Origin of the sequence: Streptomyces sp. NPDC052040 (assembly GCF_044548405.1) — a bacterium.
Lineage (GTDB): Bacteria > Actinomycetota > Actinomycetes > Streptomycetales > Streptomycetaceae > Streptomyces.
Genome location: NZ_JBIUBV010000009.1, coordinates 117,124 through 143,475 on the forward strand (window position 1 = coordinate 117,124; position 26,352 = coordinate 143,475).

22 protein-coding genes are annotated in these 26,352 nt (G+C 73.0%); 16 read left to right on the forward strand and 6 right to left on the reverse strand.

The window, feature by feature from the left end; genetic code table 11:
* The first annotated feature begins 204 nt into the window (after positions 1–204).
* Together sucC and sucD are read left to right on the forward strand one after the other, a co-directional pair.
* Complete coding sequence (gene sucC, locus ACIHAA_RS19670) at positions 205–1,386, forward strand: ADP-forming succinate--CoA ligase subunit beta (protein ID WP_399818740.1); 1,182 nt, start codon at positions 205–207, stop codon at positions 1,384–1,386.
* Positions 1,387–1,407: 21 nt separating this feature from the next.
* A complete protein-coding gene (gene sucD / locus ACIHAA_RS19675; RefSeq protein WP_399818742.1) occupies positions 1,408–2,292 on the forward strand; it encodes a succinate--CoA ligase subunit alpha in 885 nt (294 codons plus the stop codon).
* 123 nt (positions 2,293–2,415) lie between these two features.
* On the opposite strand, the gene ACIHAA_RS19680 is transcribed toward sucD, so the two are convergent.
* Positions 2,416–3,258: an RNA polymerase sigma factor gene (locus ACIHAA_RS19680; RefSeq protein WP_399818744.1), complete on the reverse strand. Its 843-nt coding sequence runs from the start codon at positions 3,256–3,258 to the stop codon at positions 2,416–2,418.
* A 96-nt stretch (positions 3,259–3,354) separates the two neighbouring features.
* Between ACIHAA_RS19680 and ACIHAA_RS19685 the strand changes: the two genes are divergently transcribed.
* Complete coding sequence (locus ACIHAA_RS19685) at positions 3,355–5,112, forward strand: DUF6350 family protein (RefSeq protein WP_399818746.1); 1,758 nt, start codon at positions 3,355–3,357, stop codon at positions 5,110–5,112.
* 113 nt (positions 5,113–5,225) lie between these two features.
* On the opposite strand, the gene ACIHAA_RS19690 is transcribed toward ACIHAA_RS19685, so the two are convergent.
* Positions 5,226–5,999, reverse strand: a complete 774-nt coding sequence (locus ACIHAA_RS19690; protein ID WP_399818748.1) for a hypothetical protein — start codon at positions 5,997–5,999, stop codon at positions 5,226–5,228.
* A 353-nt stretch (positions 6,000–6,352) separates the two neighbouring features.
* Here ACIHAA_RS19690 and purN point away from each other — a divergent pair, with 353 nt between their 5' ends.
* Positions 6,353–7,012, forward strand: a complete 660-nt coding sequence (purN, locus tag ACIHAA_RS19695) for a phosphoribosylglycinamide formyltransferase (RefSeq protein WP_399818750.1) — start codon at positions 6,353–6,355, stop codon at positions 7,010–7,012.
* Complete coding sequence (gene purH / locus ACIHAA_RS19700) at positions 7,009–8,598, forward strand: bifunctional phosphoribosylaminoimidazolecarboxamide formyltransferase/IMP cyclohydrolase (protein WP_399818752.1); 1,590 nt, start codon at positions 7,009–7,011, stop codon at positions 8,596–8,598. Before purN ends, purH begins: the two co-directional genes overlap by 4 nt.
* A gap of 176 nt (positions 8,599–8,774) precedes the next feature.
* Here the strand turns inward: purH and ACIHAA_RS19705 are convergent, their stop codons facing one another.
* A complete protein-coding gene (locus tag ACIHAA_RS19705; RefSeq protein ID WP_399818754.1) occupies positions 8,775–9,380 on the reverse strand; it encodes a hypothetical protein in 606 nt (201 codons plus the stop codon).
* A gap of 273 nt (positions 9,381–9,653) precedes the next feature.
* Here ACIHAA_RS19705 and ACIHAA_RS19710 point away from each other — a divergent pair, with 273 nt between their 5' ends.
* The 5 genes from ACIHAA_RS19710 to ACIHAA_RS19730 all read left to right on the forward strand — a co-directional run bounded on the left by ACIHAA_RS19710 (position 9,654) and on the right by ACIHAA_RS19730 (position 14,766).
* Positions 9,654–10,508 carry a bifunctional methylenetetrahydrofolate dehydrogenase/methenyltetrahydrofolate cyclohydrolase gene (locus tag ACIHAA_RS19710; RefSeq protein WP_399818756.1) on the forward strand — a complete coding sequence of 285 codons (855 nt, stop codon included), beginning with the start codon at positions 9,654–9,656 and terminating at the stop codon, positions 10,506–10,508.
* A complete protein-coding gene (locus ACIHAA_RS19715; protein ID WP_399818758.1) occupies positions 10,498–11,010 on the forward strand; it encodes a DUF3017 domain-containing protein in 513 nt (170 codons plus the stop codon). The genes ACIHAA_RS19710 and ACIHAA_RS19715 overlap by 11 nt, the downstream gene beginning before the upstream one ends.
* 396 nt (positions 11,011–11,406) lie before the next feature.
* Positions 11,407–12,015 (forward strand): helix-turn-helix domain-containing protein, encoded by a 609-nt coding sequence (locus ACIHAA_RS19720; RefSeq protein WP_399818760.1) that lies wholly within the window; start codon positions 11,407–11,409, stop codon positions 12,013–12,015.
* A 153-nt stretch (positions 12,016–12,168) separates the two neighbouring features.
* Positions 12,169–13,230: a DUF2690 domain-containing protein gene (locus ACIHAA_RS19725; RefSeq protein ID WP_399818762.1), complete on the forward strand. Its 1,062-nt coding sequence runs from the start codon at positions 12,169–12,171 to the stop codon at positions 13,228–13,230.
* Between the two features lie 546 nt (positions 13,231–13,776).
* On the forward strand, positions 13,777–14,766 hold the full coding sequence (locus ACIHAA_RS19730) for a malate dehydrogenase (RefSeq protein WP_399818763.1): 990 nt from the start codon (positions 13,777–13,779) through the stop codon (positions 14,764–14,766).
* 163 nt (positions 14,767–14,929) lie between these two features.
* Here the strand turns inward: ACIHAA_RS19730 and ACIHAA_RS19735 are convergent, their stop codons facing one another.
* On the reverse strand, positions 14,930–16,336 hold the full coding sequence (locus ACIHAA_RS19735; RefSeq protein WP_399818765.1) for an MFS transporter: 1,407 nt from the start codon (positions 16,334–16,336) through the stop codon (positions 14,930–14,932).
* A 95-nt stretch (positions 16,337–16,431) separates the two neighbouring features.
* On the opposite strand from ACIHAA_RS19735, the gene ACIHAA_RS19740 reads away from it, so the two are divergent.
* Positions 16,432–17,355, forward strand: coding sequence for a LysR family transcriptional regulator (locus ACIHAA_RS19740; protein WP_399818767.1), 924 nt, complete (start codon positions 16,432–16,434; stop codon positions 17,353–17,355).
* Between the two features lie 91 nt (positions 17,356–17,446).
* Here the strand turns inward: ACIHAA_RS19740 and ACIHAA_RS19745 are convergent, their stop codons facing one another.
* Positions 17,447–18,223, reverse strand: coding sequence for a hypothetical protein (locus tag ACIHAA_RS19745; RefSeq protein ID WP_399818769.1), 777 nt, complete (start codon positions 18,221–18,223; stop codon positions 17,447–17,449).
* A 193-nt stretch (positions 18,224–18,416) separates the two neighbouring features.
* Between ACIHAA_RS19745 and ACIHAA_RS19750 the strand changes: the two genes are divergently transcribed.
* Genes ACIHAA_RS19750 through ACIHAA_RS19770 form a run of 5 tightly spaced genes read left to right on the forward strand, consistent with a single transcriptional unit; the run spans position 18,417 to position 25,669 of the window.
* A complete protein-coding gene (locus ACIHAA_RS19750; RefSeq protein ID WP_399818771.1) occupies positions 18,417–19,937 on the forward strand; it encodes an aldehyde dehydrogenase family protein in 1,521 nt (506 codons plus the stop codon).
* 57 nt (positions 19,938–19,994) lie between these two features.
* A complete protein-coding gene (locus tag ACIHAA_RS19755) occupies positions 19,995–21,524 on the forward strand; it encodes a GMC family oxidoreductase (protein ID WP_399818773.1) in 1,530 nt (509 codons plus the stop codon).
* Complete coding sequence (locus ACIHAA_RS19760) at positions 21,524–22,768, forward strand: glycine betaine/L-proline ABC transporter ATP-binding protein (protein WP_399818775.1); 1,245 nt, start codon at positions 21,524–21,526, stop codon at positions 22,766–22,768. The genes ACIHAA_RS19755 and ACIHAA_RS19760 overlap by 1 nt, the downstream gene beginning before the upstream one ends.
* Complete coding sequence (locus ACIHAA_RS19765; RefSeq protein WP_399818777.1) at positions 22,768–24,708, forward strand: ABC transporter permease; 1,941 nt, start codon at positions 22,768–22,770, stop codon at positions 24,706–24,708. The genes ACIHAA_RS19760 and ACIHAA_RS19765 overlap by 1 nt, the downstream gene beginning before the upstream one ends.
* Position 24,709: 1 nt before the next feature.
* Complete coding sequence (locus tag ACIHAA_RS19770; RefSeq protein ID WP_399818778.1) at positions 24,710–25,669, forward strand: ABC transporter substrate-binding protein; 960 nt, start codon at positions 24,710–24,712, stop codon at positions 25,667–25,669.
* Between the two features lie 124 nt (positions 25,670–25,793).
* On the opposite strand, the gene ACIHAA_RS19775 is transcribed toward ACIHAA_RS19770, so the two are convergent.
* Positions 25,794–26,339 (reverse strand): carboxymuconolactone decarboxylase family protein, encoded by a 546-nt coding sequence (locus ACIHAA_RS19775; RefSeq protein ID WP_399818780.1) that lies wholly within the window; start codon positions 26,337–26,339, stop codon positions 25,794–25,796.
* Positions 26,340–26,352: the final 13 nt, after the last annotated feature.

Genomic DNA, 26,352 nt, shown 5'->3' on the forward strand with positions numbered 1-26,352 from the left:
CACGTGCGCATGTGACAGGTATCACCGCTCAGGTGGGATCTGCGATTTAGAGCCCCACCGCATGCGGCGATAACCTGCGAGACGGACATGCCGCGCGCTCGGACACCGTGTGCGCCTCCCTTGTGACAGCGGACGTCACGTTGCCCTTCGCGGCACGCCCACGCATCCAACGAACCGCGAGATCACTGATAGGGACGGAAGCGCGTGGACCTGTTCGAGTACCAGGCGAGGGACCTCTTCGCCAAGCACGGTGTACCGGTGCTGGCCGGTGAAGTCATCGACACGCCTGAGGCGGCGCGCGAGATCACCGAGCGGCTGGGCGGCAAGTCGGTCGTCAAGGCGCAGGTGAAGGTCGGTGGCCGTGGCAAGGCCGGTGGCGTGAAGCTGGCGGCCACCCCGGACGAGGCGGTCGCGCGTGCGACGGACATCCTCGGCATGGACATCAAGGGCCACACGGTCCACAAGGTGATGATCGCCGAGACCGCTCCGGAGATCATCGAGGAGTACTACGTCTCCTTCCTCCTCGACCGTGCCAACCGCACCTTCCTCTCCATCGCCTCCGTCGAGGGCGGCATGGAGATCGAGGAGGTGGCGGCCACCCGCCCCGAGGCCGTCGCCCAGATCCCGGTGAACGCCATCGACGGTGTCGACAAGGCGAAGGCCCAGGAGATCGTCGCCGCGGCGAAGTTCCCGGCCGAGGTCGCCGACCAGATCGCCGACGTCCTCGTCGGCCTGTGGGAGGTCTTCGTCAAGGAGGACGCCCTCCTGGTCGAGGTCAACCCCCTCGCCAAGGTCGCCTCCGGCCAGGTCATTGCCCTCGACGGCAAGGTGTCCCTCGACGACAACGCCGAGTTCCGCCACCCCGACTTCGAGGAACTCCACGACAAGGCCGCCGCCAACCCGCTCGAGGCGGCCGCCAAGGAGAAGAACCTCAACTACGTCAAGCTCGACGGCGAGGTCGGCATCATCGGCAACGGCGCGGGTCTGGTCATGTCGACCCTGGACGTCGTCGCGTACGCCGGTGAGAACCACAAGGGCGTCAAGCCCGCCAACTTCCTCGACATCGGTGGCGGCGCCTCCGCCGAGGTCATGGCCAACGGCCTGGAGATCATCCTCGGCGACCCGGACGTCAAGTCCGTCTTCGTCAACGTCTTCGGCGGCATCACCGCCTGCGACGCCGTCGCCAACGGCATCGTGCAGGCCCTGGAGCTCCTCGAGTCCAAGGGCGAAGAGGTCAACAAGCCGCTCGTCGTGCGTCTCGACGGCAACAACGCCGAGTTGGGTCGCCAGATCCTGGACGACCGCAACCACCCGCTGGTGCAGCGCGTGGACACCATGGACGGCGCGGCCGACAAGGCCGCCGAGCTGGCTGCTGCCGCGAAGTAAGGGACGAGGTCACAGACAACCATGGCTATTTTCCTCACCAAGGAATCCAAGGTCATCGTCCAGGGCATGACCGGCTCCGAGGGCCAGAAGCACACCAAGCGCATGCTGGCCTCCGGCACCAACATCGTCGGCGGCGTGAACCCCCGCAAGGCGGGTCAGTCCGTGGACTTCGACGGCACGGAGATCCCGGTCTTCGGTTCCGTCCAGGAGGCCGTCGAGAAGACCGGCGCCGATGTCACGGTCATCTTCGTCCCGGAGAAGTTCACCAAGGACGCGGTCATCGAGGCGATCGACGCCGAGATCCCCCTCGCGGTCGTCATCACCGAGGGCATCGCGGTCCACGACTCCGCCGCCTTCTGGGCGTACGCGGGCAAGAAGGGCAACAAGACCCGCATCATCGGTCCGAACTGCCCCGGCCTGATCACCCCCGGTCAGTCGAACGCCGGCATCATCCCGGCCGACATCACCAAGCCGGGCCGCATCGGTCTGGTCTCGAAGTCCGGCACGCTGACGTACCAGATGATGTACGAGCTGCGTGACCTCGGCTTCTCGACCTGCGTGGGCATCGGCGGTGACCCGATCATCGGCACCACCCACATCGACGCCCTCAAGGCGTTCCAGGACGACCCCGACACCGACCTGATCGTCATGATCGGTGAGATCGGCGGCGACGCCGAGGAGCGGGCCGCGGCCTTCATCAAGGAGAACGTGACCAAGCCGGTCGTCGGCTACGTCGCGGGCTTCACCGCGCCCGAGGGCAAGACCATGGGCCACGCGGGGGCCATCGTCTCCGGTTCGTCGGGCACCGCCCAGGCGAAGAAGGAGGCCCTGGAGGCCGCCGGTGTCAAGGTCGGCAAGACGCCGACCGAGACCGCCAAGCTGGCGCGCGAGATCCTCGCCGGCTGAGTCTCCCCTCGTAGTACCGGCCCCGAGCGGTCGGCAGGCTGAACGCCGGGTGGGCCCGTGCTCCCTTTCCAGGGGGCGTGGGCCCACTGTCGTGTCCGGTGCGGAGAACCCCGCGGGGCGGGGTCAGCGGGGGTCCGGGGCCAGGCGGTTCGGGCCGCGGAGCGCCTGGGAGGCGAGCAGGGCGCGGGTCCGCAGCTGCTCCTCGGACAGCGGGCCCGCGGCCCCTGGCGGCGGCAGGTCGCGGATCGCCGTGCCCCGGGCCACCGGGGGTTCGTAGTGGTCCTGGGCGATGTGCAGGGTCAGCGCCGTCGCCGCGACGACCGCGGTCGTGCAGGCCAGTGAGGCGGTGGTCCACCGCCGCACGCGCCGTTCGCTCCCGTCCCGGACCCGCGGCGGCCTGGCGGCACGGAGCGGCTGGGCCGACGCCAGTTCGCTCAGCCTGCGGCCCAGCACCTCCGGTGCGGCCTGGGCCGGGACCAGTTCGGCGAGCGCCTCCCGGGCGTGCAGCAGCCGCCCCGCCGTGGCCGGAGTGCTCGCCTGTGTCTCCGCCGCCGTCTCCGCCAGACCGAGGCCGACACCGTCGTGGAGCAGCAGGGTGCGGCGGTGGCGGGGCGGCAGCGCCAGCAGTGCGTGCAGCAGCGCGCGGTCGGACGGTTCCTCGGGGAGTGGCTCGGCCTGCCGGTGGCCCGGGCGGAAGCGGTGCCAGGGGGAGAGGGCCCGTTCGTGTGCGGCGGCCCTCACCCAGCCTCCCGGATCGGGGTCCCCGGCCACCTCCGGCCAGTGCTCCCACGCCTCCTGGAAGGCCCGTTCGACCGACGCGCGGGCCAGTTGCCGGCGGCCGGTGAGCAGATAGGTCTGGCGTACGAGGGCGGCCACACAGGACTCGTACAGGGCGTCGAAGGCCTGCTGGGGCGTCATGGCGGGCCCCGCGTCCGGCGGTTGCGGGGCGGCGGGAGTCCGGTTCATGGGGCGACCCTCCGTACGAAAAAGTACATAAGAATATATTGAGCGACACATCGGTGGTTCCTCCGTTACGCCCGAAAAGCGCGTGTCGTTGGGAGCATGGCGGGCGTGATCCCTTGGACCGACCGCCGAACCCCGCCGTCGCCCCCGCTCTCCCGGTCGCGCACATCGCGCACATCGGGCCCCACGCACACAGCGCGCACCCGGTGGCCCGGCCTGGGCGGAAGCCTGCTGGCAGGTGCCGTCGCCGCCGGGCTGGGGCTCGGCGCGCTCGCCCTGCTGGTGATCCTGATGTGGATCAGCTCGCCCTTCCCCGACAACGGCCCCGGCGGTGCGTTGCGCCTCGCGGCCTCGCTCTGGCTGCTGGCCCATGGAGTCGTCCTCGTCCGCACCGACACGCTCTCCGGGCTGCCCGCGCCCGTCGGGGTGACGCCCCTGCTGCTGGCCGCGGGGCCGGTGTGGCTGCTGTACCGGGCCGGGCGGGACGCGGTGATCGGCGAGGACGCGGAGGACCCCGGAGCCGAAGGGGCTGCGGGGACGGCGGGGGCTGAGGACGAGGCGCCGCTTGTCCCCGCGCGCACGGCATGGTCCGGGGTGGTGGCGGCCTATCTCGCCGTCGGAACGGCGGCCGCGCTCTTCGCCTCCGGCGGATCGCTGAGGCCGTCGTGGACCTGGACCGCGGTCTGCCTGCCCCTGGTCACCGCGGTGACGGCGGGAGCGGGGGTGTGGACGGCGCACGGGCGGCCGGGCGGACCGGCGTGGTCGCGCGGGACGGCCGCAGGGCCGCACCCGGGGGCGAGGCGGTCCGGGGGCGACGGGCCCCGGGACCCCGAGGGGCGGCCGTGGCCGGCGGTCTCCCTGCGCGCCGCCCTGGCCGGTACGGCCGTGCTCCTCGGCGGGGGCGCGCTGCTCATGGGCGCGTCGCTGGGGTGGCACGGCGGGGCCGCGCGGATGTCGTTCCTCCAGCTCGCCCAGGGGTGGCCGGGGCGGTGCGCGGTGCTGCTGCTGGCGCTGACGCTGGTGCCGAACGCGGCAGTCTGGGGCGCGGCCTACGGGCTGGGGCCCGGCTTTGTGCTCGGGGCGGGGCATGTGATCGCGCCGCTGTCCGGGGGACGGCCCCCGGCGCTGCTGCCGCCGTTTCCCCTGCTGGCCGCGGTGCCCGCCGCGGGGGGCGGTCCGCTGTACTGGGCGGTCGGGGCGGTTCCGGTGGCGGCGGGGGCGGTCACCGGGTGGCTGGTGGCGGGGGCCGCGTGCGGGAGCCGGGGGGTGCGGCGGGACCGGCGGGGGGCGTGGTCGGCGGCCCGGACGGCGGGGGCGGCCGGGGTGGCGGCGCTGCTGTGCGGGGCCTTGCTCGGCGGGCTCGCCCAGGCGGCGGGCGGCCCGCTGGGGGTGGCCGCGCTGGCGCACTTCGGGCCGGTGGGCTGGCAGGTGGGAGGCGCCGCGACCGGCTGGACGGCGGCGCTGGGGCTGCCGGTGGCGCTGGCCGTACGGGGCTGGCGGCTGCGCGGGAGCGGGAAGGCGAAGCGAAGCGCGCCGCGGGTGCTGCGGGTTCCAGGGGTTCCACGGGTGCCGCGGATGCGCTGGCCCAGGGTGGCACGGGAAGCGCCCGCGGTGCCCGCGCCCTCGCCGCCCACCCCGCCGCTCCCGGAACCGGCCGGGCCGCGCGCGAGGGGCGGGGCGCCCTGGGAGGACCCCGATCTACGGCCGTACGAGGTGCTGTCGAGGGAGATGGACCCGTTCCTCACGGCCCCGGAACCGGACCTGTCCCGCACGGACCGGGACACGGACCCGGCCCCGGACCAGGGCCCGGCGAAGAACGACCCTCCGCAGGCTCCAGGCCCGCATCCGCATCCCTGAGACCGGAGACGGCCCTGAACGGCCCTGAGACCGCACCCGGCCGCGGGACCACCCGCGGCCGCCAGCTGCGGCCTCCCCCCGCTCCGCTCACCCCCGGCGGACCGGTCCCGGTCTTACTCCTGGGTGCCCAGCACGCCCCGTAGATCCTTCGGCAGCAGGTCGTTGCACGAGTGCTTCGCCGCCGTGGTCAGGGAGTCGTTCACACAGGTGTAGTAGTCGCGGTAGACCAGTTGGGCCGTGAAGGTGGCCGCCACCATGGTGATCGCCAGGGACGCCGTGACCAGGCCGCTGACCGCCGCCGTGGTCTGGGGGCGGGCCTGGGGCGCCGGGTTCTTCGGCTCGGGGGTGCGGGGCTTGGCGCGCAGCGCGCTGATGCTCCAGTACACCGCCAGCGCGCCCAGCAGCAGGGCCACGTACGGCCAGCTGAAGAGGGCGAAGAAGAAGGCCCACATGCCGGACAGGAGTGCGTAGCGCGCACGGCGCTGGGCGGGGTCCGTGGGGTCCCAGCGCAGGTTGGGGCCCTGGGCGCCGGGCCCCTCGGGGCCGCCCTGCCCGCCCTGTCCGCCGGGGCTGCCCGGCCGGTCGCCGAAGCGGCCGCCGGACGCGGGGCCGGGCTGCCGGTCGCTCCACTGGCTGCCCCACACGGGCTGCCCGCCGTCCTCCTCGGAGCCGTCCCGGCCTGACTCCGGGTGGCGCGGCCGCCAGGGCCGGTCCGGGGTGCCCTCCGGCGGGGGCGCGAAGGGGTTGTCGTCCGCGGGGCCTCCCGCGCCCTGCCCGTCGCCCGCGGATCCGCCTCCCGGGGTCTCGTCGCTCTCCCGCGGCGGCACGGGCGAAGGGTGCCGCTCGCGCAGCAGCGGCAGCGGGAGTCGGAGACTGCGGTCCGGCATCAGGTGTGCGTCTTCCCCTTGGTGGTTCTGGCGGGCGGCTGGTCGGCGGGGCCTGCCACGAGGCGGGATGCCCGGCGGGCGTCCTCGCCCGGATCAACGTCCCGCAGGTGCGCGGCGTTCCCCCGTGCCGATCCGCTTCCCCGGGCGGTTCCTCCGCAGACGCTACCTCCCGCCCGTCCCCCCGTCCCGTGGGGGCCGTCGGGTGTGCCGGTATCGTTGCTGCCGGTCGTCCGCTTCGTAGACTTCCCCGTATTCGAGTGTGCGAAGCATTCGTACGACCATACAAACGCGCTCCCGGGTCTCCCGCCCGCCGGGCGACCCGCACGCACGCTCCCCCGAGAAAGGGCCCCGACGTGGCCGAGCCCGTGGCCGAGACCGCCTTCGAGTCCGAGTCCGAGTCCGCGGCCAAGCGCCTGGTCGTCCTGGTCTCCGGGTCCGGCACCAACCTTCAGGCGCTGCTCGACGGCATCGACGGGGCCGGGCCCGCCTACGGGGCCCGGATCGTCGCCGTGGGCGCCGACCGCGACGGCATCGAGGGCCTCGCCCGGGCCGAGCGCGCCGGGCTGCCCACCTTCGTGTGCCGGGTCAAGGACCACGAGAGCCGCGAGGCGTGGGACGCCGCCCTGACCGAGGCGGTCGCCGCCCATGATCCCGACCTGGTCGTCTCCGCGGGCTTCATGCGGATCGTGGGCAAGGAGTTCCTCGCGCGGTTCGGCGGGCGGTTCGTCAACACCCACCCCGCCCTCCTGCCCAGCTTCCCCGGCGCCCACGGGGTGCGTGACGCGCTCGCGTACGGCGTCAGGGTCACCGGCTGCACCGTCCACTTCGTCGACGACGGGGTCGACACCGGTCCGATCATCGCCCAGGGCGTGGTCGAGGTCCGGGACGAGGACGACGAGAGCGCTCTGCACGAGCGCATCAAGGAAGTCGAGCGAAGGCTGCTCGTCGAGGTCGTGGGGCGGCTCGCCCGCAACGGCTATCGCATTGAGGGACGAAAGGTAGTTATCCAGTGACCGCCGAGAGCACCAAGCGGCCCATCCGGCGCGCGCTCGTCAGCGTCTACGACAAGACCGGGCTCGAAGAGCTGGCCCAGGGCCTGCACGAGGCCGGTGTCGAGCTCGTCTCCACCGGGTCCACCGCGTCGAGGATCGCCGCCGCGGGCGTTCCCGTCACCAAGGTGGAGGAGCTGACCGGCTTCCCCGAGTGCCTGGACGGCCGGGTCAAGACGCTGCACCCCAAGGTCCACGCGGGCATCCTCGCGGACCTGCGCCTGGAGGGCCACCGCGCCCAGCTCGCCGAGCTGGGCGTCGAGCCCTTCGACCTCGTGGTGGTGAACCTCTACCCCTTCCGGGAGACCGTCGCCTCCGGGGCGTCCCCCGACGAGTGCGTCGAGCAGATCGACATCGGCGGCCCCTCCATGGTCCGTGCCGCCGCCAAGAACCACCCCTCCGTGGCCGTGGTCACCAGCCCGGAGCGGTACGCCGACGTGCTCGCCGCGGTCCGTGACGCGGGCTTCGACCTCGCCGCCCGCAAGCGGCTCGCCGCGGAGGCCTTCCGGCACACGGCCTCGTACGACGTGGCGGTGGCCTCCTGGTTCGCCTCCGAGTACGCCCCCTCCGACGCCCAGGCCGAGGGTGGCCCCGCCGCGGGAGCCTTCCCGGACTTCGTGGGCGCCGCCTACGAGCGCAAGAACACCCTGCGCTACGGCGAGAACCCGCACCAGCCCGCCGCGCTCTACGTCGACGGCACCGGCGGCGGCCTCGCGGAGGCCGAGCAGCTGCACGGCAAGGAGATGTCGTACAACAACTACACGGACACGGACGCCGCGCGCCGTGCCGCGTACGACCACGACGAGCCGTGTGTGGCGATCATCAAGCACGCCAACCCCTGCGGTATCGCGGTCGGCGCGGATGTCGCCGAGGCCCACCGCAAGGCGCACGCCTGCGACCCGCTCTCCGCGTTCGGCGGCGTCATCGCCGTCAACCGGCCGGTGAGCCGGGAGCTGGCCGAGCAGGTCGCCGAGATCTTCACCGAGGTCATCGTGGCGCCCGGCTACGAGGACGGCGCGCTGGAGGCCCTCACCCGGAAGAAGAACATCCGGGTGCTGAGGGCTCCGCAGGCCCCCGGCGGCCAGGTGGAGGCCCGGCAGATCGACGGCGGTGTCCTCTTCCAGGTCACCGACCGCCTCCAGGCCGACGGCGACGACCCGGCCCGCTGGACCCTGGCGTCCGGCGAGGCGCTCTCCCCCGGGGAGCTGGAGCAGCTGGCCTTCGCCTGGCGGGCCTGCCGGGCCGTCAAGTCCAATGCCATCCTGCTCGCCAAGGACGGCGCCTCGGTCGGTGTCGGCATGGGCCAGGTCAACCGGGTGGACTCCTGCAAGCTGGCCGTCGAGCGGGCGGGCGAGGAGCGGGCGCGCGGTTCCTACGCCGCCTCGGACGCCTTCTTCCCGTTCCCCGACGGGCCGGAGATCCTGATCGCGGCGGGCGTGAAGGCCATCGTCCAGCCGGGCGGTTCGATCCGGGACGAGCAGGTCGTGGAGGCCGCGCAGAAGGCGGGCGTGACCATGTACTTCACGGGCACGCGCCACTTCTTCCACTGATCGCACCGATCGCCGCTGATCGCCGCCGATCGCACTGACCGCCGCTGATCGCGCCGATCGCCGCCAGTCCCACCGGTCCCACCGGTCCGAGGCCCGTTCCGCACGGGCCCGGACACCACTGCGGCCTCCGGCCCTCCCCTCGGGGGAGCCGGAGGCCGCAGTGCGCAGGTCCCGGGTCAGTACGACGGCTGCCTGGGGCGGTTGAACCAGGAGGCGCCGCCCGTGTTGCCGACGAAGACGGCGATGAGGATGGCGAGCACCGTGTGGAGCAGGCCCACCACGATGAACGGGTAGATGCCGAGGATCGCGGTGATGATCGCGAAGACCAGAACGGCGACCCGGAGCCCGTTGCCGCCGGTGTTGAACTTCACCGCCAGCACGATCGCGAAGACCGCCCAGGCCAGGGCGAACACCGTGGCCGCCCACAGCCAGCCGGTCGAGTAGTCGGCGAGGTGCTGGAAGTTGGTGTTGTCCTTCAGCTGCGCGTCGTTCTTGGCGGCGTGCACACTGGCCGCCGCCACCGCGAAGAGGGCCGCACCGATCAGCTGGAGGCCGACGATGACCCACAGCAGCACCCGGGCGGTCGAGACCGTGCTGGGCATGGCCGTCGGGAAGGGCGGCTGGCCGTAGCCCCCGTGGACGGGCGGGGCCTGGGGATAGCCGTAGCCGGGCTGCTGGCCCTGGGGGTGGCCGTACCCCTGCTGGCCCTGCGGGTAGCCGTAGTCCGGCTGCTGGCCCGGGGGCGGGGGGCCGTAGGGGCTGTTCGGTTCGCCGAAACTCATGTGCGGTCTTTTCCTCCGTCTGCTCAACTGCGGGACGAGCGCGGCAGGGGTCGGAGGAATGTTCTACAGCTGCGGTCCGTCCCCCCGGATACTGCCCGCGGCACCGCCCTTCATCGTTCTCAACCGCTCGTCCCTTTGTCCAGCGGCTTTTCACAGGTGTTGTGCAAGCGCAACCTCCGTGATCACGGGTGGGAAGGGCCGGGAGGGCCGGGGTTGCGGCGGGTTGCGCACCGGATTGGAACCCGGGGCGGGTCATCCGGGAGGATGGGAGCCATGACCGCCCAGATTCTCGATGGCAAGGCCACCGCAGCCGCGATCAAGTCCGATCTGACCGCCCGCGTGGCGGCGCTGAAGGAGAAGGGGGTCACGCCCGGGCTCGGCACGATCCTGGTCGGGGACGACCCCGGCAGCCGGAAGTACGTCGCGGGCAAGCACCGCGACTGCGCCGAGGTCGGCATCGCGTCCATCCAGCGCGAGCTGCCCGCCACGGCCACCCAGGAGGAGATCGAGGCCGCCGTCCGCGAGCTGAACGAGGACCCGGACTGCACCGGCTACATCGTGCAGCTGCCGCTGCCCAAGGGCATCGACGAGAACCGGATCCTGGAGCTGATGGACCCGGAGAAGGACGCCGACGGGCTGCACCCGATGAACCTCGGCCGCCTGGTGCTGAACGAGCCGGCGCCGCTGCCCTGCACCCCCAACGGCGTGCTCACCCTGCTGCGCCGCTACGGCGTGGAGATCAAGGGCGCCGAGGTCGTGGTGGTCGGCCGGGGCGTGACCATCGGCCGCCCGATGCCGCTGCTGCTCACCCGGCGCAGCGAGAATGCCACGGTCACCCAGTGCCACACCGGCACCCGTGACCTCTCGGCGCATCTGCGCCGGGCCGACATCATCGTCGCGGCGGCGGGCTCCGCCCATCTGATCCGGCCCGAGGACGTGAAGCCGGGCGCCGCAGTCCTCGACGTCGGTGTCTCCCGCAGCGCCGAGGGCAAGATCGTGGGCGACGTCCACCCGGGCGTGGCCGAGGTGGCGGGCTGGATCTCCCCGAACCCCGGCGGTGTGGGCCCGATGACCCGTGCCCAGCTGCTCGTCAACGTGGTCGAGGCGGCGGAGCGCAGTGTCGGCTGACGGCGAGCCCCGGGGCACCCGGGAGAAGGACACCGAGGAGCGGCCCGCGGCCGGTACGGAGCCCGAGGTGCGGGACGCGGTCAGCGCCCCCGACGCCTCCGGGCGTCCGGTGCGGACCACCCGGCGGTTCCCGCGCATCACCCGGGACACCGCGCGGCCCGAGGGCGGCGGCCGGGCCGCGCCCAAGGGCGCGCCCGCGCCCGCCCGGCAGTGGCCGATCCTCGCGGTGCTGTCCCTGGTGGGAATCGGGCTGCTGGTGACCGCGCTGGACGCGTTCCGCTTCGGCACCATCCTGATCGGCCTCGCGCTGCTGGGCGGTGCCGTGATGCGCTGGACGCTGCCCGATGTGGGCATGCTCGCGGTGCGGTCCCGCTTCACCGACATGGTGACCTACGGGGTGCTGGGCCTCGCCATCGTGCTGCTCGCGATGATGGCCCAGCCCGATCCCTGGCTGGAGATACCGTTCCTGGACGACACCCTGCACTTCACGGTCCGCGCCTGAGACCGCGGACCGGGCCCCGGGCCCCGCACGGACAGCACGGCGGGCCGTTCCTCCTGGGGGAGGGGCGGCCCGCCGTCGTCGTGTCCGGGCCCGCGCGGGCGGGGACCCGGAGGGGCGCACGGCCTCTTCCCCCGTGGGAGGCCGGGCGCCCGGCACACCACCCTTGTGCAGATGCGCGGACCGTTCAACACCCGGCCGCCCGCTGTGGCATGGAGGTGACCATTCCGCTGTCTTGCGTTCGCCGTGCACCCCTCCGCCACCCGCCCGGGACCCGCGCGGACCCGCTCGGACCGGCTCGGACCGGCCCCGACCGGCCCGGATCGGAACCGACTGGGGCCCTGGCGCCGTCAATCGAGCGGGTGGACGCCTTCGGGCGGGTGAGCGGAGGAGAGAGCGATGAGCGCCTGGCAGCCCCTGCCGGACGGTCTGCCGTCGGAGGTACGGCACTTCGTGGAGCAGTTAAGGCTGCTGAAGGACCGCACCGGGCTCAGCCTCGTCGCCCTCGGCGCGCGCACCGCGTACAGCAAGTCGTCCTGGCAGCGCTATCTCAACGCGGTCCAGCCGCCGCCCCGGCACGCGGTCGCCGCGCTGTGCCGGGTCGCGGGGATCCCGGACGAGGAGGCCGAACGCTTCGGGGTGCGCTGGGAACTGGCCGTGCACGCCTGGCCCCGCCAGCCCGCTCCCGTGGCTGCACCTGTTGCCGGTCCTGCGGCCGCTCCCGGGCGGGGACCCGGGCTGGGGGCCGTGCCGGGGCCTGGGCTGGGTCCCATGCCGGGAGCAGGGCCGGGGTCCATGCCGGGGCCCGTGCCCGACTTCGTGCCGGGGTCCGTGCCGGATCCGGTGCCGGGGGGGTACGAGGACGATCCGACGGTTCCGTGGTGGGAGCGGCCCGCGGAGGTGTCCGCGCCCCGGCCCGCCCCCGGGCGGCGGCTGCTGCTCGTCGCGCTCCTGGCCCTGCTGGCCCTGTTGGTCGTCGCCCTGGCCGGCGTCGTCGCCCTGGGGTGAGGCCGCTGCGCCCCGGCGGTTGCCCGTGGCGTCGATACGCGGACAAGTTCGCGGACGGCGCCGAATGGGTGCCGGGGCGGGGCTAACGTGACTTCCGGGGAGGACCGGGGACGGACCGCGCGCCCTCGCCCCAGGGGAGTTGAGGGGGAAGCGATGCCTCGTTGGAAGGCTCTGCCCGAGGAACTCGATCCACGGACAAGGGAATTCACGGAGCAGCTGCGGCGGCTCGTGGACCACGGCGGTTTCGGCCTCTTCGCGCTGGCCGACCGCACGGGCTACGACAAGCCGTCCTGGGACCGCTACCTGGGCGCGCGGCTGCTCGCGCCGAAGGGGGCCGTCCTGGCCCTTGCCGAGGCGACCGGCACCGACCCCGCCCCGCTGGTCCTCCTGTGGGAGAGGGCCGAACACGCCTGGAAACGCTCGCAGACGCGCCCCGACACAGAGTCCGGGCCCTCCGCCCGGACCGCCCCGGACGCCGGGCCGCCGCCGCCCGGGACCCGGGCCGCCGGGCCGCCGTACGGAACCGAGGCAGCCGGACCGCCGCGCGGGACCCAGGCCGCCGGGCAGCCGTACGAGGCTGAGGCTGCCGGGCCGCCGCCCGGGACCTGGGCCGCCGGGCTGCCGTACGGGGCCGAGGCCGCCGGGCCGCCCCACGAGACCCGGGCCGCCGGGCCACCGCACGAGGCCCAAGCCCCCGGGCCGCCGCCCGGGAGCCGAGGCGCCTGGCGCGGGCGGCCCGTGATGTTCCTTGCGGGGATGGTCGCGGCGCTCGTGGTGATTGGTGCCGTCTTCCTGGCCACCGGCGGCAACGGCAGGGGGTCCACCGGGGCGTTGGGGCCGTCCGCGGCCTCGGCGAGCGCCCACTCGCGGCTGCCCCCGGGGGTCGGGTGCGCCGGAGCGGGCTGCACCGGGAAGGACCCGGAGGCGATGGGCTGCGGGGGTGCCTCGGCCCGGAGCACCGGCAGTGCCCTCGTGGGCCCGGCCCTGGTCGAGGTCCGGTACAGCAGGACCTGCGGGGCCGTGTGGGCGCGGATCAGCCGGGCGGTGCGGGGCGACCGGGTCGAGGTGTCCGCGGGCGGGTCCGGCCGGGAGAGCGGGACGGTCGACGAGGCGGCGGACACGGATGCCTACACCCCCATGCTGTCCGTGCGGGACCCGGCCGCCGCGCGGGCATGCGCGACGCTGGTCTCGGGGCGCACGGGGTGCACCAGGTAGCGGGCGGGGCGCGGCCGCTGCCGCCTCCGGCACGGACGGGTGCCGGAGGCGCCCCCGCGTACGGAGGCTCACGGCCCGGACTTCCGAGGCGTGCGGATTGGGCCCGCGCGCCCTCCCTCGAAAAGATTCGCCGCCGCCGTGCATGAGTCCGCCGTCGTGGGGCAAGCGGACGGTACCCCCACGGGAGTCCGGTCGCGCCGGAAGGGCCCGTCTCTTCCGGCTTGGACGTCCCCCCGCGGCGGCCGCCGCCCGTCCCCCCTCTACGGAGCGGACGGCCGCCGCCCCCTTCGCCCCGGGAAACCGGTGAATCCGCCGAAGGGGGCGACCGCCTGTCGATGGCCGGTTGTGGGGCGGGCCACACCGGCCCGGCAACCCGGGGTCACACAGGCGCGATAGCCTGACGGGCGGATCTCTCTTGACGCCAAGAGATCGGTCGCCCCTACCCTTGATCGATCATCGCGGCGGGCGCCGGTCACGAGCCGGCGGCGGGGATCCCGCACCCCGGGGCGACGACGCCCCACCGCCAGCTGTCCTACGGAGAACGCCATGACCCGCACTCCCGTGAACGTCACCGTCACCGGCGCGGCCGGCCAGATCGGCTACGCACTGCTCTTCCGCATCGCCTCCGGCCAGCTGCTCGGCGCGGACGTGCCGGTCAAGCTGCGCCTCCTGGAGATCACCCCCGCGCTGAAGGCCGCCGAGGGCACGGCCATGGAGCTCGACGACTGCGCGTTCCCGCTCCTTCAGGGCATCGAGATCAGCGACGACCCGAACGTCGCCTTCGACGGCACCAACGTCGCCCTCCTCGTCGGCGCCCGCCCCCGCACCAAGGGCATGGAGCGCGGTGACCTGCTGGAGGCCAACGGCGGCATCTTCAAGCCGCAGGGCAAGGCCATCAACGACCACGCCGCGGACGACGTCAAGGTCCTGGTCGTGGGCAACCCGGCCAACACCAACGCGCTGATCGCCCAGGCCGCCGCCCCGGACGTACCGGCCGAGCGCTTCACCGCGATGACCCGCCTCGACCACAACCGCGCGCTGACCCAGCTCGCGAAGAAGACGGGCTCCACGGTCGCCGACATCAAGCGCCTGACGATCTGGGGCAACCACTCCGCCACCCAGTACCCGGACATCTTCCACGCCACGATCGCCGGGAAGAACGCCGCCGAGGTCGTCAACGACGAGAAGTGGCTGGCCGAGGACTTCATCCCGACCGTCGCCAAGCGCGGTGCCGCCATCATCGAGGCCCGCGGCGCCTCTTCGGCCGCCTCCGCCGCCAACGCCGCCATCGACCACGTGCACACCTGGGTCAACGGCACGGCCGAGGGCGACTGGACCTCCATGGCCATCCCGTCGGACGGCTCCTACGGCGTCCCGGAGGGCCTGATCTCCTCCTTCCCGGTCACCACCAAGGACGGCCGCTACGAGATCGTCCAGGGCCTGGACATCAACGAGTTCTCCCGCGCCCGCATCGACGCCTCGGTGCAGGAGCTGGCGGAGGAGCGCGACGCGGTCCGTTCGCTCGGCCTCCTCTGATCCCTTCCGGTCCGCCCGGCTCGCCCGGCGACCGCACGACAGGCCCCGCCCCGGTTCTCTTCCGGGACGGGGCCTGCCGTCTTTCCGCGGCGGTCGGCCGCCCGGCCGGGGGCGGCCGACCGCCGCCCCAGGCCGCGGAACACGACCGCATCCGGGCTCCGCGTCACGAGCGCACCGACGGCGACGGCGACGGCGACGGCACCGGCCCCGCGGTCGCAGGGCCGCGGCTGCGGGTGCCGTAGCCCGCCACCACCAGCGCCGTCGCGGCCAGCACCGCCAGGGCGACCGTCCGCAGCGCCGGGCCCATGCCGTGCGCGAGGTCGGGACGGCCCGCCAGCACCGTGCCGGTGACCGCGACCCCGAGGGCCGCGCCGATCTCCCGGGCGGAGGTGCCGAGTCCGGACCCCAGACCGGCCTGGTGCGGCGGGAGCGAGGTGACCACGCCGAAGGTCAGCGCGGGCATGGACAGTCCGGTTCCCGCCGAGATGACGAGCAGCCAGCAGGCGTACGCCCAGTAGGGGGTGGCCGCGTCCGCGGTGGACGCGCCGAGCAGGCCGAGGCCGATGAGCGCCAGACCGCCGCCGATGACCGCCCGGGGACGGTGCCCCCAGCGGGCGGCGAACCGCGGCATCAGCGCCATGCCGATGGTCAGCGGGGTGATCGCGCATCCGGTGAGGGCGGCGCCGTAGCCCTTGACCTCTTGCAGGTACTGCGAGTTGACGTAGAAGAGGGAGAACAGGCCGAAGAAGCCGGTGGCGGTGCCGAGGGTGGCCGCGCGCAGGGTCCGCGAGGCGAAGACCCGGGGGTCGAACAGCGGGGTGCGCGAGCGGAGCGCGTGCGTGGTGAACAGGGCGACCAGCAGGGCCCCCGCGATGAACGCGCCCAGGATGCGGGGCGAGGCCCAGCCGTAGGAGGGGCCCTCGATGATGCCGAAGAGGACGGCGACCAGACCGGCGGTCAGCAGCAGGGTGCCGCCGGGATCGGGGTTGCTCCGCGTCGAGCGGTCGGTGCGCGGGACGGCGAGCGTGACGGTGAGGGCCAGCAGCGCGGCCAGCGGGACCATCACCGCGAACAGGGCGCGCCAGGACAGGAACTGGCCCACCAGACCGCCGCCGAGATTCCCGGCCAGGCCGCCGAGTCCGATGGCGAGGGTCCAGGAGGCCATGGCCCGGGGCCGGTGCTCCGGGGCCGCGAGATGGATCAGGATCGACAGGGTCGCCGGGGTGATCAGGGCGGCACCCGCGCCGGACAGGCCGCGGCCCGCGATCAGGACGGCGGGCACGGTCGCGCAGGCGCTGGTGGCGGCGCCCGCCGCGAAGAGGGCGAGCCCGGCGAGCAGGGCACCCTTGCGGCCGTGCCGGTCGCCGAGCGCCCCCGCCGGGATCAGCAGCCCGGCGAAGACGATGACATACGCGTCCACCGTCCACAGGATCTCGCTGTGCGAGAGATGCAGGGGCGACGAACTCAGCTGCGGTATCAGCAGGTTGATGGCCGCCACCATGCTCTGCGCGACCAGGACGCAGGCGCACAGGGTCAGCAGGGCGGACCGTTTCAGGGCGTGCGGGGGCAAGGCTCCTCCCGGGAGCTTCGGTGTGGTGGGGGATTGCCCGGTCACCGTAGGCTCGGTGCCGACCTGCTTTCCAGTGCAACCTTTGCAATGAATGGATGCGTATGACGCAATCGGCCTCGGACCTCGACCTCAATCTGCTGGCGGCCCTGGAGGTCCTCCTGGAGGAGCAGAGCGTCCAGGGCGCCGCCCGGCGGCTCCATCTGTCCGAACCGGCCATGAGCCGCACCCTCGGCCGGATCCGCAAGGCGCTGGGCGACCCGATCCTGGTGCGCGCCGGGCGCGGAATGGTGCCCACCCCGCACGCGCTGGCCGTACGCGCCGAGGTGAGCGCGGTGGTGGAACGGGCCCGGGCGCTGTTCGTGCCCGGCCGCGACGCCGACCTCGGAACCGTCAGCCGGACCTTCACCATCCTCGGGCACGACGCGATCGCCGCCTCCCTGGGCGCGCCCCTGTTCGCCCGCGCCGCCGAGGAGGCTCCGGGCATCCGCATCCGCTTCCTGGGCGAGAGCCATGTGGACGTCCCGTTGCTGCGCCGGGGCACCGCCGACCTGGAGGTGGGGGTGGTGGACGCGCAGGAGCCCGAGGTGCTGGTGGAACCTCTGTTCGAAGACCGCATGCTGGGCGTCGTACGGGCGGGGCATCCGCTGCTCGACGGGGAGCTGACGGCCGCGCGGTTCGCCACGGAGGCCGACCATCTGATCGTCTCCCGCCGCGGCCGCCTGCACGGCCCGGTGGACGCCGCCCTCGCCGACCTGGGTCTGGAGCGCCGGGTGGTGGGCACCGTCGGCACCTATCCGGCCTCGCTCTTCGTCCTCCGCGACACCGATCTGGTGGGTCTGATCGGCTCCTGGGGGCTGCCGCTCGCGGCGGAGCTGGGCCTTGCCGTCTTCGAGGTGCCGCTGGAGCTGCCGCCGCTGCACCTGGCTCTCGCCTGGCATCCGCGCCACGACGCCGACCCGGCGCACGCCTGGCTGCGCGACTGCGTCCGCCGCCTGGCGGCCGAGTGGCCCACCTTCTGACCGGGGCTCCCCCCGGCCGGAAGGCGGGCCGTGTACCGGGCCAGGCCGTGTACCGGGCCAGGCCGTGTACCGGGCCAGGCCGTGTACCGGGTCAGGCCGTGTTCAGCAGGCCCTGGAGCCGGGAGACGTCCAGTGACTGGCTCGCGGGCGGGACCTTGGCCGGGACCGGCACGTTGTAGTCCGTGAAGGTCAGGGTCAGGTCCGTGCCGGGGCCCTTCTGGGCCGCGCGGTAGAGCCGGTGCGGGGCGCCCGTGGTGACGTAGAGCGTCGAGGTCGTCCCGTTGGTCCGGAAGGACAGCGGGACCACCCGGGTGCCGTTCACGGTCGTCGCGAGGCCCTCCTTCAGGGTGGCGGGCGGTGTCGCCGTCGCGGCCGCCTGGAGATCCTGGAGGCTGCACGCGTTGACCACACCGCTGAAGACCATGTTGGTCGTGGAGCCGTGGATGTAGTGGTTCTTGAACTCCCGGGCCGCGGCGGCGCCCCGGTCGCCCGGCAGTTCCGCCGTCCAGAACGCCGTGTTCGGCTTCAGCCACACATCGGTGCCCCGCTTGACGATCTGGACCATGCCGCCCTGGCGTCCTAGGCTCAGAGTGCCGGCGCAGTTGCCGCTGCGGTCCAGCGCCAGGTTCATCGCCGAGGGCACCGTGATGCTGCTCGCCGCGGCGGCGCTGCGGTCTTCGTAGTGGATCCGGACCGATGTCGCCTTCCGTAGCGCGCCCTGCGCCTGTGCGGCCAGCTGCTGTGGGCTCTGGTCGCCGCCGGTCCGGGCGGACGACACGCCGCCCAGGACCGGGGAGAACAGCAGACCCATCGTCGCGGCCGTCACCGTCGCACGCGTCGCGATCGTGAAGCCTTGCGTCCGGAACATCGCGTCACCTCCAGCAGTAGCTCAGGCTCAGCGTACTTTTCACCCTTTTCGACCGCATTTTCAGTGACGCGGAGCACTTTCGGTCACCCGGATGCATGCATTCCCGTTCGAGGGGCAGGCGCACGCCGCCCAGTGGGGGGTGGCCCACGGGTCACACCGGGCGACCGAACAGGAACGGAAGGCAATACCGATCATGGCCGGACAGCAGGCACGGCAGGCAGTACAGACCATTCACGCGGCGGGCGAGTGGCGCGCGGCGCTCTCGGGCGCCACGCGCGAGATCCTCGACCCCGCCGACGCCGCGCTGCTCGCCCTGGTCGCGGAGGGTGACGAGCGGGACACCGATGTGGCCGTCGCGGCCGCCCGCCGCGCCTTCGACGAGGGCCCCTGGCCGCACACCCCCGTCGCGGAGCGCGCCGCGCTGCTGAACCGCGTCGCCGATCTCCTCGTACGCGACCGCGAAGAGCTGGGCCTGCTGGAGAGCCGGGACGCGGGCAAGACCGTGGAGGAGGGGCGCGTCGACATCGACTGCGTCGCCGACGCCTTCCGCTACTTCGCGGGCCTGGTCGCCGGGGAGAGCGCGGGCCGCGTCGTCGACGCCGGTTCGCCCGATGTCCACAGCGTCGTCGTCCATGAGCCGGTCGGCGTGTGCGCCATGATCACCCCCTGGAACTACCCGCTGCTCCAGGCGAGTTGGAAGATCGCTCCCGCGCTCGCCGCGGGCAACACCTTTGTGATCAAGCCCAGCGAGATCACCCCCATGACCACCATCGCCCTGATCGACCTGCTGGCCGAGGCCGGGCTGCCCGCCGGGGTCGCCAACATCGTCACCGGCCCCGGCCACTCGGTCGGCGCCCGCCTCGCCGAGCACCCCGACGTCGACCTGGTCTCCTTCACCGGCGGACTCGTCAGCGGCACCAAGGTCGCCCAGGCCGCGGCCGTCGGCGTGAAGAAGGTCGCCCTCGAACTCGGCGGCAAGAACCCCAACGTGGTCTTCGCCGACGCCTGCGCCACCGACGAGGGCTTCGACACCGCCGTCGACCAGGCCCTCAACGCCGCCTTCATCCACAGCGGCCAGGTCTGCTCGGCAGGATCCCGGCTGATCATCGAGGAGTCCGTCCGTGAGCGCTTCGTCACCGAACTCGTCCGCCGCGCGGAGCTGATACGCCTGGGCCGCGGCACCGAGAAGGGCGTCGAGTGCGGCCCGATGGTCTCCGCCCAGCAGCGCGCCAGGACCGAGTCCTACGTCGCCTCCGCCCTCACCGAGGGCGCCGTGCTGCGCTGCGGCGGCAAGCGCCCCCAGCCCGACGAGACCCGCCCGGCCGGCGGCTATTTCTACGAGCCCACCGTGCTCGACGCGTGCCACCGGGAGATGAAGGTCGTCCGCGAGGAGGTCTTCGGACCCGTCCTGACCGTGGAGACCTTCCGCACCGAGGACGAGGCGGTCGCGCTCGCCAACGACACCGAGTACGGCCTCGCCGGCGGCGTCTGGACCTCCGACGCGGGCCGCGCCCGCCGCGTCGCCGGACGGCTGCGCCACGGCACCGTCTGGATCAACGACTTCCACCCCTACCTCCCGCAGGCGGAATGGGGCGGCTTCGGCAAGAGCGGTGTCGGCCGCGAACTCGGGCCCGCGGGCCTCGCCGAGTACCGGGAGGCCAAGCACGTCTACCAGAACCTCGCCCCCAAGCCGGTCCGCTGGTTCGCGGGCTGACCCCGGCCGCGCGCCCTCCCCTCCCCCCACCGCACAGCACTTTTGGAGCAGTTCCCCATGCACCCGACCACGCACGAGTACGACTACGTCGTCATCGGCGGCGGCACCGCGGGTTCCGTGATCGCCTCCCGGCTCACCGAGAACCCGGATGTCACCGTCGCCGTCATCGAGGGCGGCCCCAGCGACGTGGACCGCGACGACGTCCTCACCCTGCGCCGCTGGATGGGCCTGCTGGGCGGTGAACTGGACTACGACTACCCGACCACCGAACAGCCCCGCGGCAACTCCCACATCCGGCACAGCCGCGCCCGGGTGCTCGGCGGCTGCTCCTCGCACAACACCCTGATCGCCTTCAAGCCGCTGCCGTCCGACTGGGACGAGTGGGAGACGAACGGGGCCGAGGGCTGGGGCGCCGTCCCGATGGAGGCGTACTACGCCCGGCTCCTCAACAACATCGTCCCGGTCGACGAGAAGGACCGGAACGCCATCGCCCGCGACTTCGTGGACGCCGCCCAGTCGGCCCTCGGCGTGCCGCGCGTGGAGGGCTTCAACAAGAAGCCGTTCACCGAGGGCACCGGCTTCTTCGACCTCGCCTACCACCCCGAGAACAACAAGCGCTCCAGCGCCTCGGTCGCGTATCTGCACCCGGTGATGGACCAGCGCCCCAACCTCACCATCCTGCTGGAGAGCTGGGCCCACAAGCTGGAGCTGGACGGCACCCGCGCGCAGGGCGTCCACGTGCGCACCAAGGACGGCGAGGAGATCCTCGTACGCGCCCGGCGCGAGGTCGTGCTCTGCGCCGGTGCCGTCGACTCCCCGCGGCTGCTGCTGCACTCGGGCATCGGTCCCAAGGCGGACCTGGAGAAGCTCGGCATCCCGGTCGTCCTCGACCTGCCGGGCGTCGGCGAGAACCTGCTCGACCACCCCGAGTCGGTGATCGTGTGGGAGACGCACGGACCGATCCCGGAGAACTCCGCGATGGACAGCGACGCCGGACTGTTCGTGCGCCGCGACCCCGAGAGCCCGGGCCCGGACCTGATGTTCCACTTCTACCAGATCCCGTTCACGGACAACCCGGAGCGACTGGGCTACGAGCGGCCGGAGTTCGGCGTCTCGATGACCCCGAACATCCCCAAGCCGAAGAGCCGCGGCCGCCTCTACCTCACCAGCGCCGACCCGGCCGAGAAGCCCGCGCTCGACTTCCGCTACTTCACCGACGAGGACGACTACGACGGCCGCACCCTCGTCGACGGCATCCGCATCGCCCGCGAGATCGCCAAGACCCAGCCGCTCGCCGGCTGGCTGAAGCGGGAGGTGTGCCCCGGCCCGGAGATCACCGGAGACGAGGAGCTCAGCGCCTACGCACGCAAGGTGGCCCACACCGTGTACCACCCGGCCGGCACCTGCCGTATGGGCGCCGCCAACGACGAACTCGCCGTGGTCGATCCTCAGTTGCGGATCCGCGGCCTGGACGGTATCCGCATCGCCGACGCGTCCGTCTTCCCCACCATTCCCGCCGTGAACCCGATGATCGGGGTACTCATGGTCGGGGAGAAGGCCGCCGATCTCCTCGGAGGTGAGGCCTGATGGCACTCACAGTTCCCACCCGTAAGCCGCCCACCGACGAATCCGACGCCCCGGTCTTCTCCGTCGACGGCCTCTGGAAGGTCTTCGGACCCAAGGCCGCCCGGATACCCGAGGACCCCGAACTGGCCGCGCTGCCGGTCGCCGAGCTGCGCGAACGCACCGGCTGCACGGCCGCCGTCCGCGATGTCTCCTTCGACGTCCGCAAGGGCGAGGTCTTCGTGGTCATGGGCCTGTCCGGCTCCGGCAAGTCGACCCTCGTGCGCTGTCTGACCCGGCTGATCGAGCCGACCTCGGGCACCATCGCCATCGACGGCGAGGACGTCCGCGCCATGGACAAGACCCGGCTGCGCGAGCTGCGCCGCCACCGCGCCGCGATGGTCTTCCAGCACTTCGGTCTGCTGCCGCACCGCACGGTCCTCGACAACATCGCCTACGGCCTGGAGATCCAGGGCGTCGGACGGGCCGAACGCCGCGAGCGCGCCGCCGAATTCGTCGCCAAGGTCGGCCTGGAGGGCATGGAACAGCGGCGCCCCAGCCAGCTCTCCGGCGGTCAGCGGCAGCGTGTGGGACTTGCCCGCGCCCTCGCCGTCGACCCCGAGGTGCTGCTCTTCGACGAGCCGTTCAGCGCGCTGGACCCGCTGATCCGGCGCGACATGCAGGAGGAGGTCGTGCGGCTGCACCGCGAGGAGGGCCGCACGATGGTCTTCATCACGCACGACCTGAGCGAGGCCCTCAAGCTGGGCGACCGCATCGCCCTGATGCGCGACGGCCGGATCGTGCAGCTGGGCACCCCCGAGGAGATCGTGGGCTCCCCGGCCGACGACTACGTCCGCGAGTTCGTCCGTGACGTACCGCGGGAGCAGGTCCTGACCGTCCGCTCGGCCATGCGCGCCGCGTCCGCCCAGGAAGCCGGCGGCGGCCCGGCGGTGTCGCCGGACGCGACGGTCTCGGAGGCCATCGAGGCGGTGGCCCGCAGTGGTGCCCCCGCCCGTGTCATGGACCACGGCCGCTGCGTCGGCGTCGTCGACCACGAACGCCTGCTGGGCGTCGTGGCCGGCACGGAGGGCACGCTGCCCGGCGCCGACGAGAGTGCCGCGGACGTGACCACCAAGACCGAAGGCGCCGCGAACGCGGACGCCAAGGCCAAGAGCACCGCGGCCGCAGCCGCAACCGACGAGGGCGCCGCGCGCGGGACGGGGCGGGGCACCGTGACCGGAACGGAGCAGGCCGAGGAGGTGGCGTAATGGCCACTCTCACCGCCACCGCTCCGAAGTCCGCGACCCCCGGCCTGCTCAGGCACCGGGCTGTCGGCAAGCTGCTGCTGCTCGCGGTCGTGGCCGCGGTCCTCGTCCCGCTGGCCAACGCCCACTGGGCGAGCGGCACCTGGCCGCACGCCCTGACCGTCGACCTCTCCAAGCCGCTGTCCTCGGCCAGCGACTGGATCATCAACAACCGGGACAGCCACCCCCTCTTCCTGTACTTCTTCGGCTACATCAGCAACGCCGTGGTCCTGTCCGTGCGCGCCGTCTACCTGGTGCTGCTCGCCGCGGGCTGGGCGGGTGTGACGGCCGCCGCCGGGCTGCTGGCCTGGCGCGCAGCGGGCGTCCGGCTGGCTCTCGGCACGGCCGCGGCGTTCCTCGCCTGCGGTGTGCTCGGGATGTGGGAGCCCACCATGCAGACCCTCGCGCTGATGGTGGTCGCGGTCCTCGTCTCGGTGCTGCTCGGCGCGCTGCTGGGCCTCGCCGCCGGACTGTCGGACCGTACGTTCCGCGCGCTGCGCCCGGTCCTCGACACCATGCAGGTGCTGCCCGCCTTCGCGTATCTGCTGCCCGTCGTCCTGGTCTTCGGCATCGGTGTGCCCGCGGCCGTGCTCGCCACCGTCGTGTACGCGGCCCCGCCGATGGCCCGGCTCACCGCGCTGGGCCTGCGCGGAGCCGACAAGGAGGTCCTGGAGGCCGTCGAGTCGCTCGGCACCACCCCGCGCCAGCGCCTGTTCACCGCCCGGCTGCCGCTGGCCCGCAAGGAACTGCTGCTCGGCCTCAACCAGACGATCATGATGGCGCTGTCCATGGCGGTCATCGCCTCCGTGATCGGGGCCGGCGGTCTCGGTGACCGCGTCTACCAGGCGCTCGCCTCCGTCGACGTGGGCGCCGCGCTCGCCGCGGGCATCCCGATCGTGCTGCTCGCCGTCGTCCTGGACCGGGTCACCGGCGCCGCGGGCACCGAGGCCGAGCAGCCCCGCGGCCGCGCCGGATGGGCCTACGCCGCCGTCGCGACCGTCGCCGCCGCCCTGGCCGCGCGCTTCGCCGGACAGCTCGACTGGCCCGACGGCCTGACCCTGAAGATCGCCGAGCCGGTCAACCGGGTCGTCGACTGGATGACCGCCCACCTCTACTCGGGCGTCCCCTACATCGGCGGCACCGCCGACTGGGCGGCCCACTTCACCACCTGGATCCTGGACCCGGTGCGCTCCGGGCTCCAGGGGCTGCCCTGGTGGTCGGTGCTGCTCATCGTCGCCGCGCTGGCCTGGCTGATCGGCACCTGGCGCACCGCGCTCACCGCCGTCCTCGCGATGGCCGGGACCGGGGTGCTCGGGGTGTGGAGCCCGTCCCTGGACACGCTGTCCCAGGTGCTCGCGGCCGTCGCCGTGACCCTCGTCCTCGGTTTCGGCATCGGCATCGCGGCCGCCCGCAGCGGCCGTTTCGAACGGCTGCTGCGCCCGGTCCTGGACGTCTTCCAGACCATGCCGCAGTTCGTGTACCTGATCCCGGTGGTCGCGCTGTTCGGCGTCGGCCGCGCGCCCGCCGTCGTGGCGGCGATCGTCTACGCGCTGCCCGCCGTCGTCCGGATCACCACCCAGGGCCTGCGCCAGGTCGACCCGGCCGCCCTGGAGTCGGCGCGTTCGCTCGGCGCGACCAGCGCCCAGCAGCTCCGCCAGGTGCAGCTTCCGCTCGCCCGCCCGGCGCTGCTGCTCGCGCTCAACCAGGGCGTGGTCCTGGTCCTGGCCGTGGTCATCATCGGCGGTCTGGTCGGTGGTGGCGCGCTCGGTTACAACGTCATCTTCGGCCTCGCCCGGGGTGACCTCGCGACCGGTCTGGTGGCCGGTGCGGCCATCGTCTGCCTGGGCCTGATGCTGGACCGGGTGACGCAGCCGACCGAGCGCCGCGCGAAGAAGGGAGCGTGACATGGCTCGTACGCGTACGAAGATGCTGACCGCCGCCGTCGCCGTGCTGGCGCTGACCACCGGCTGCGGCGCGGCCGACATGACCAAGCAGGCCTCGCCGTTCGCGAACGCCCAGGGCTCCAAGTCGCTGACCCTGTCGGTGCAGTCCTGGGTGGGCGCGCAGTCGAACGTGGCCGTGGCCCAGTACATCCTGGAGCACAAGCTCGGCTACCGGGTCGACACCGTCCAGGTCGACGAGATCCCCGCCTGGGACGCCCTCAGCCAGGGCCGCGTCGACGCCATCCTGGAGGACTGGGGCCACCCGGACCAGGAGAAGCGGTACGTCGAGGACAAGAAGACCATCACCCCCGGCGGCAGTCTCGGAGTCACCGGCCACATCGGCTGGTTCGTTCCGACCTACCTCGCCAAGCAGCACCCGGACATCACGGACTGGCGCAACCTCAACAAGTACGCCTCCCTCTTCCGCACCGCGGAGAGCGGCGGCAAGGGCCAGCTGATGGACGGCTCGCCGTCCTATGTCACCAACGACAAGGCGCTGGTGAACAACCTGAAGCTGAACTACCAGGTGGTGTTCGCCGGTTCCGAGGCCGCGCAGATCACCCAGATGAGGCAGTTCGCCAAGGAGCACAAGCCCTTCCTGACGTACTGGTACACGCCGCAGTGGCTGTTCAAGAAGGTCCCGATGACCGAGGTGAAGCTGCCGGCGTACAAGGAGGGCTGCGACCAGGACGCGGCGAAGATCACCTGCGCCTACCCGCAGACACCGCTCCAGAAGTTCCTGAACACGGACTTCGCCAAGAAGGGCGGCAAGGCGGCGACCTTCCTGAAGAAGTTCCACTGGACCACCGAGGACCAGAACGAGGTCTCGCTGATGATCGCCGATCAGAAGCTGAGCCCGGACGAGGCCGCCAAGAAGTGGGTGGACAGCCACCCCGCCACCTGGAAGGCCTGGCTGTCCTGACCGTCCCCCCCCCCGCAGCTGCCGCGAGCCCCGGTTCGCGGCAGCTGCGGGCCGGCGGGACCCGGCTCTCAGCGCCGGGCGTCCCACGCGGCCGTCAGGCGGGATCGTGCGATCCCGCGCGGACTCACGCGAACTGCCCCGGCGTGTAGCGGCCCGGCACGGCGCGGGTCGTCACCCCGAACCGGTTCCAGGCGTTGATCACCGCGATCGCGGCGATCAGCTGGGACAGCGCCGCCTCGTCGAAGTGGCGGGCGGCCCGCTCGTACACCTCGTCCGGCACGAAACCGTCGGTCAGGACCGTGACGGCCTCCGTCAGCTCCAGCGCCGCGACCTCCTGCTCGGTGTAGAAGTGGCGCGACTCCTCCCAGGCGCTGAGCTGCACGATCCGCTCGACGCTCTCGCCCGCGGCGAGGGCGTCCTTGGTGTGCATGTCGAGGCAGAAGGCGCAGTGGTTGAGCTGGGAGGCGCGGATCTTCACCAGCTCGCGCAGCTTCGGTTCGAGGCCCTTCCCGGCGGCCGCGTCGAGCCGGACCATGGCCCGGTAGACCTCGGGGGCGTGCTGGGCCCAGTTCAGCCGGGGGGTGTGCTCGGGCGCGTAGGGCGCGTCCGTCGCGGGGGCCCCGGCGGTGGTGGCGCTGTTCTGCGTGGCGGTGCTGTGGTTCGTCGTCATGCTTTCGACCCTA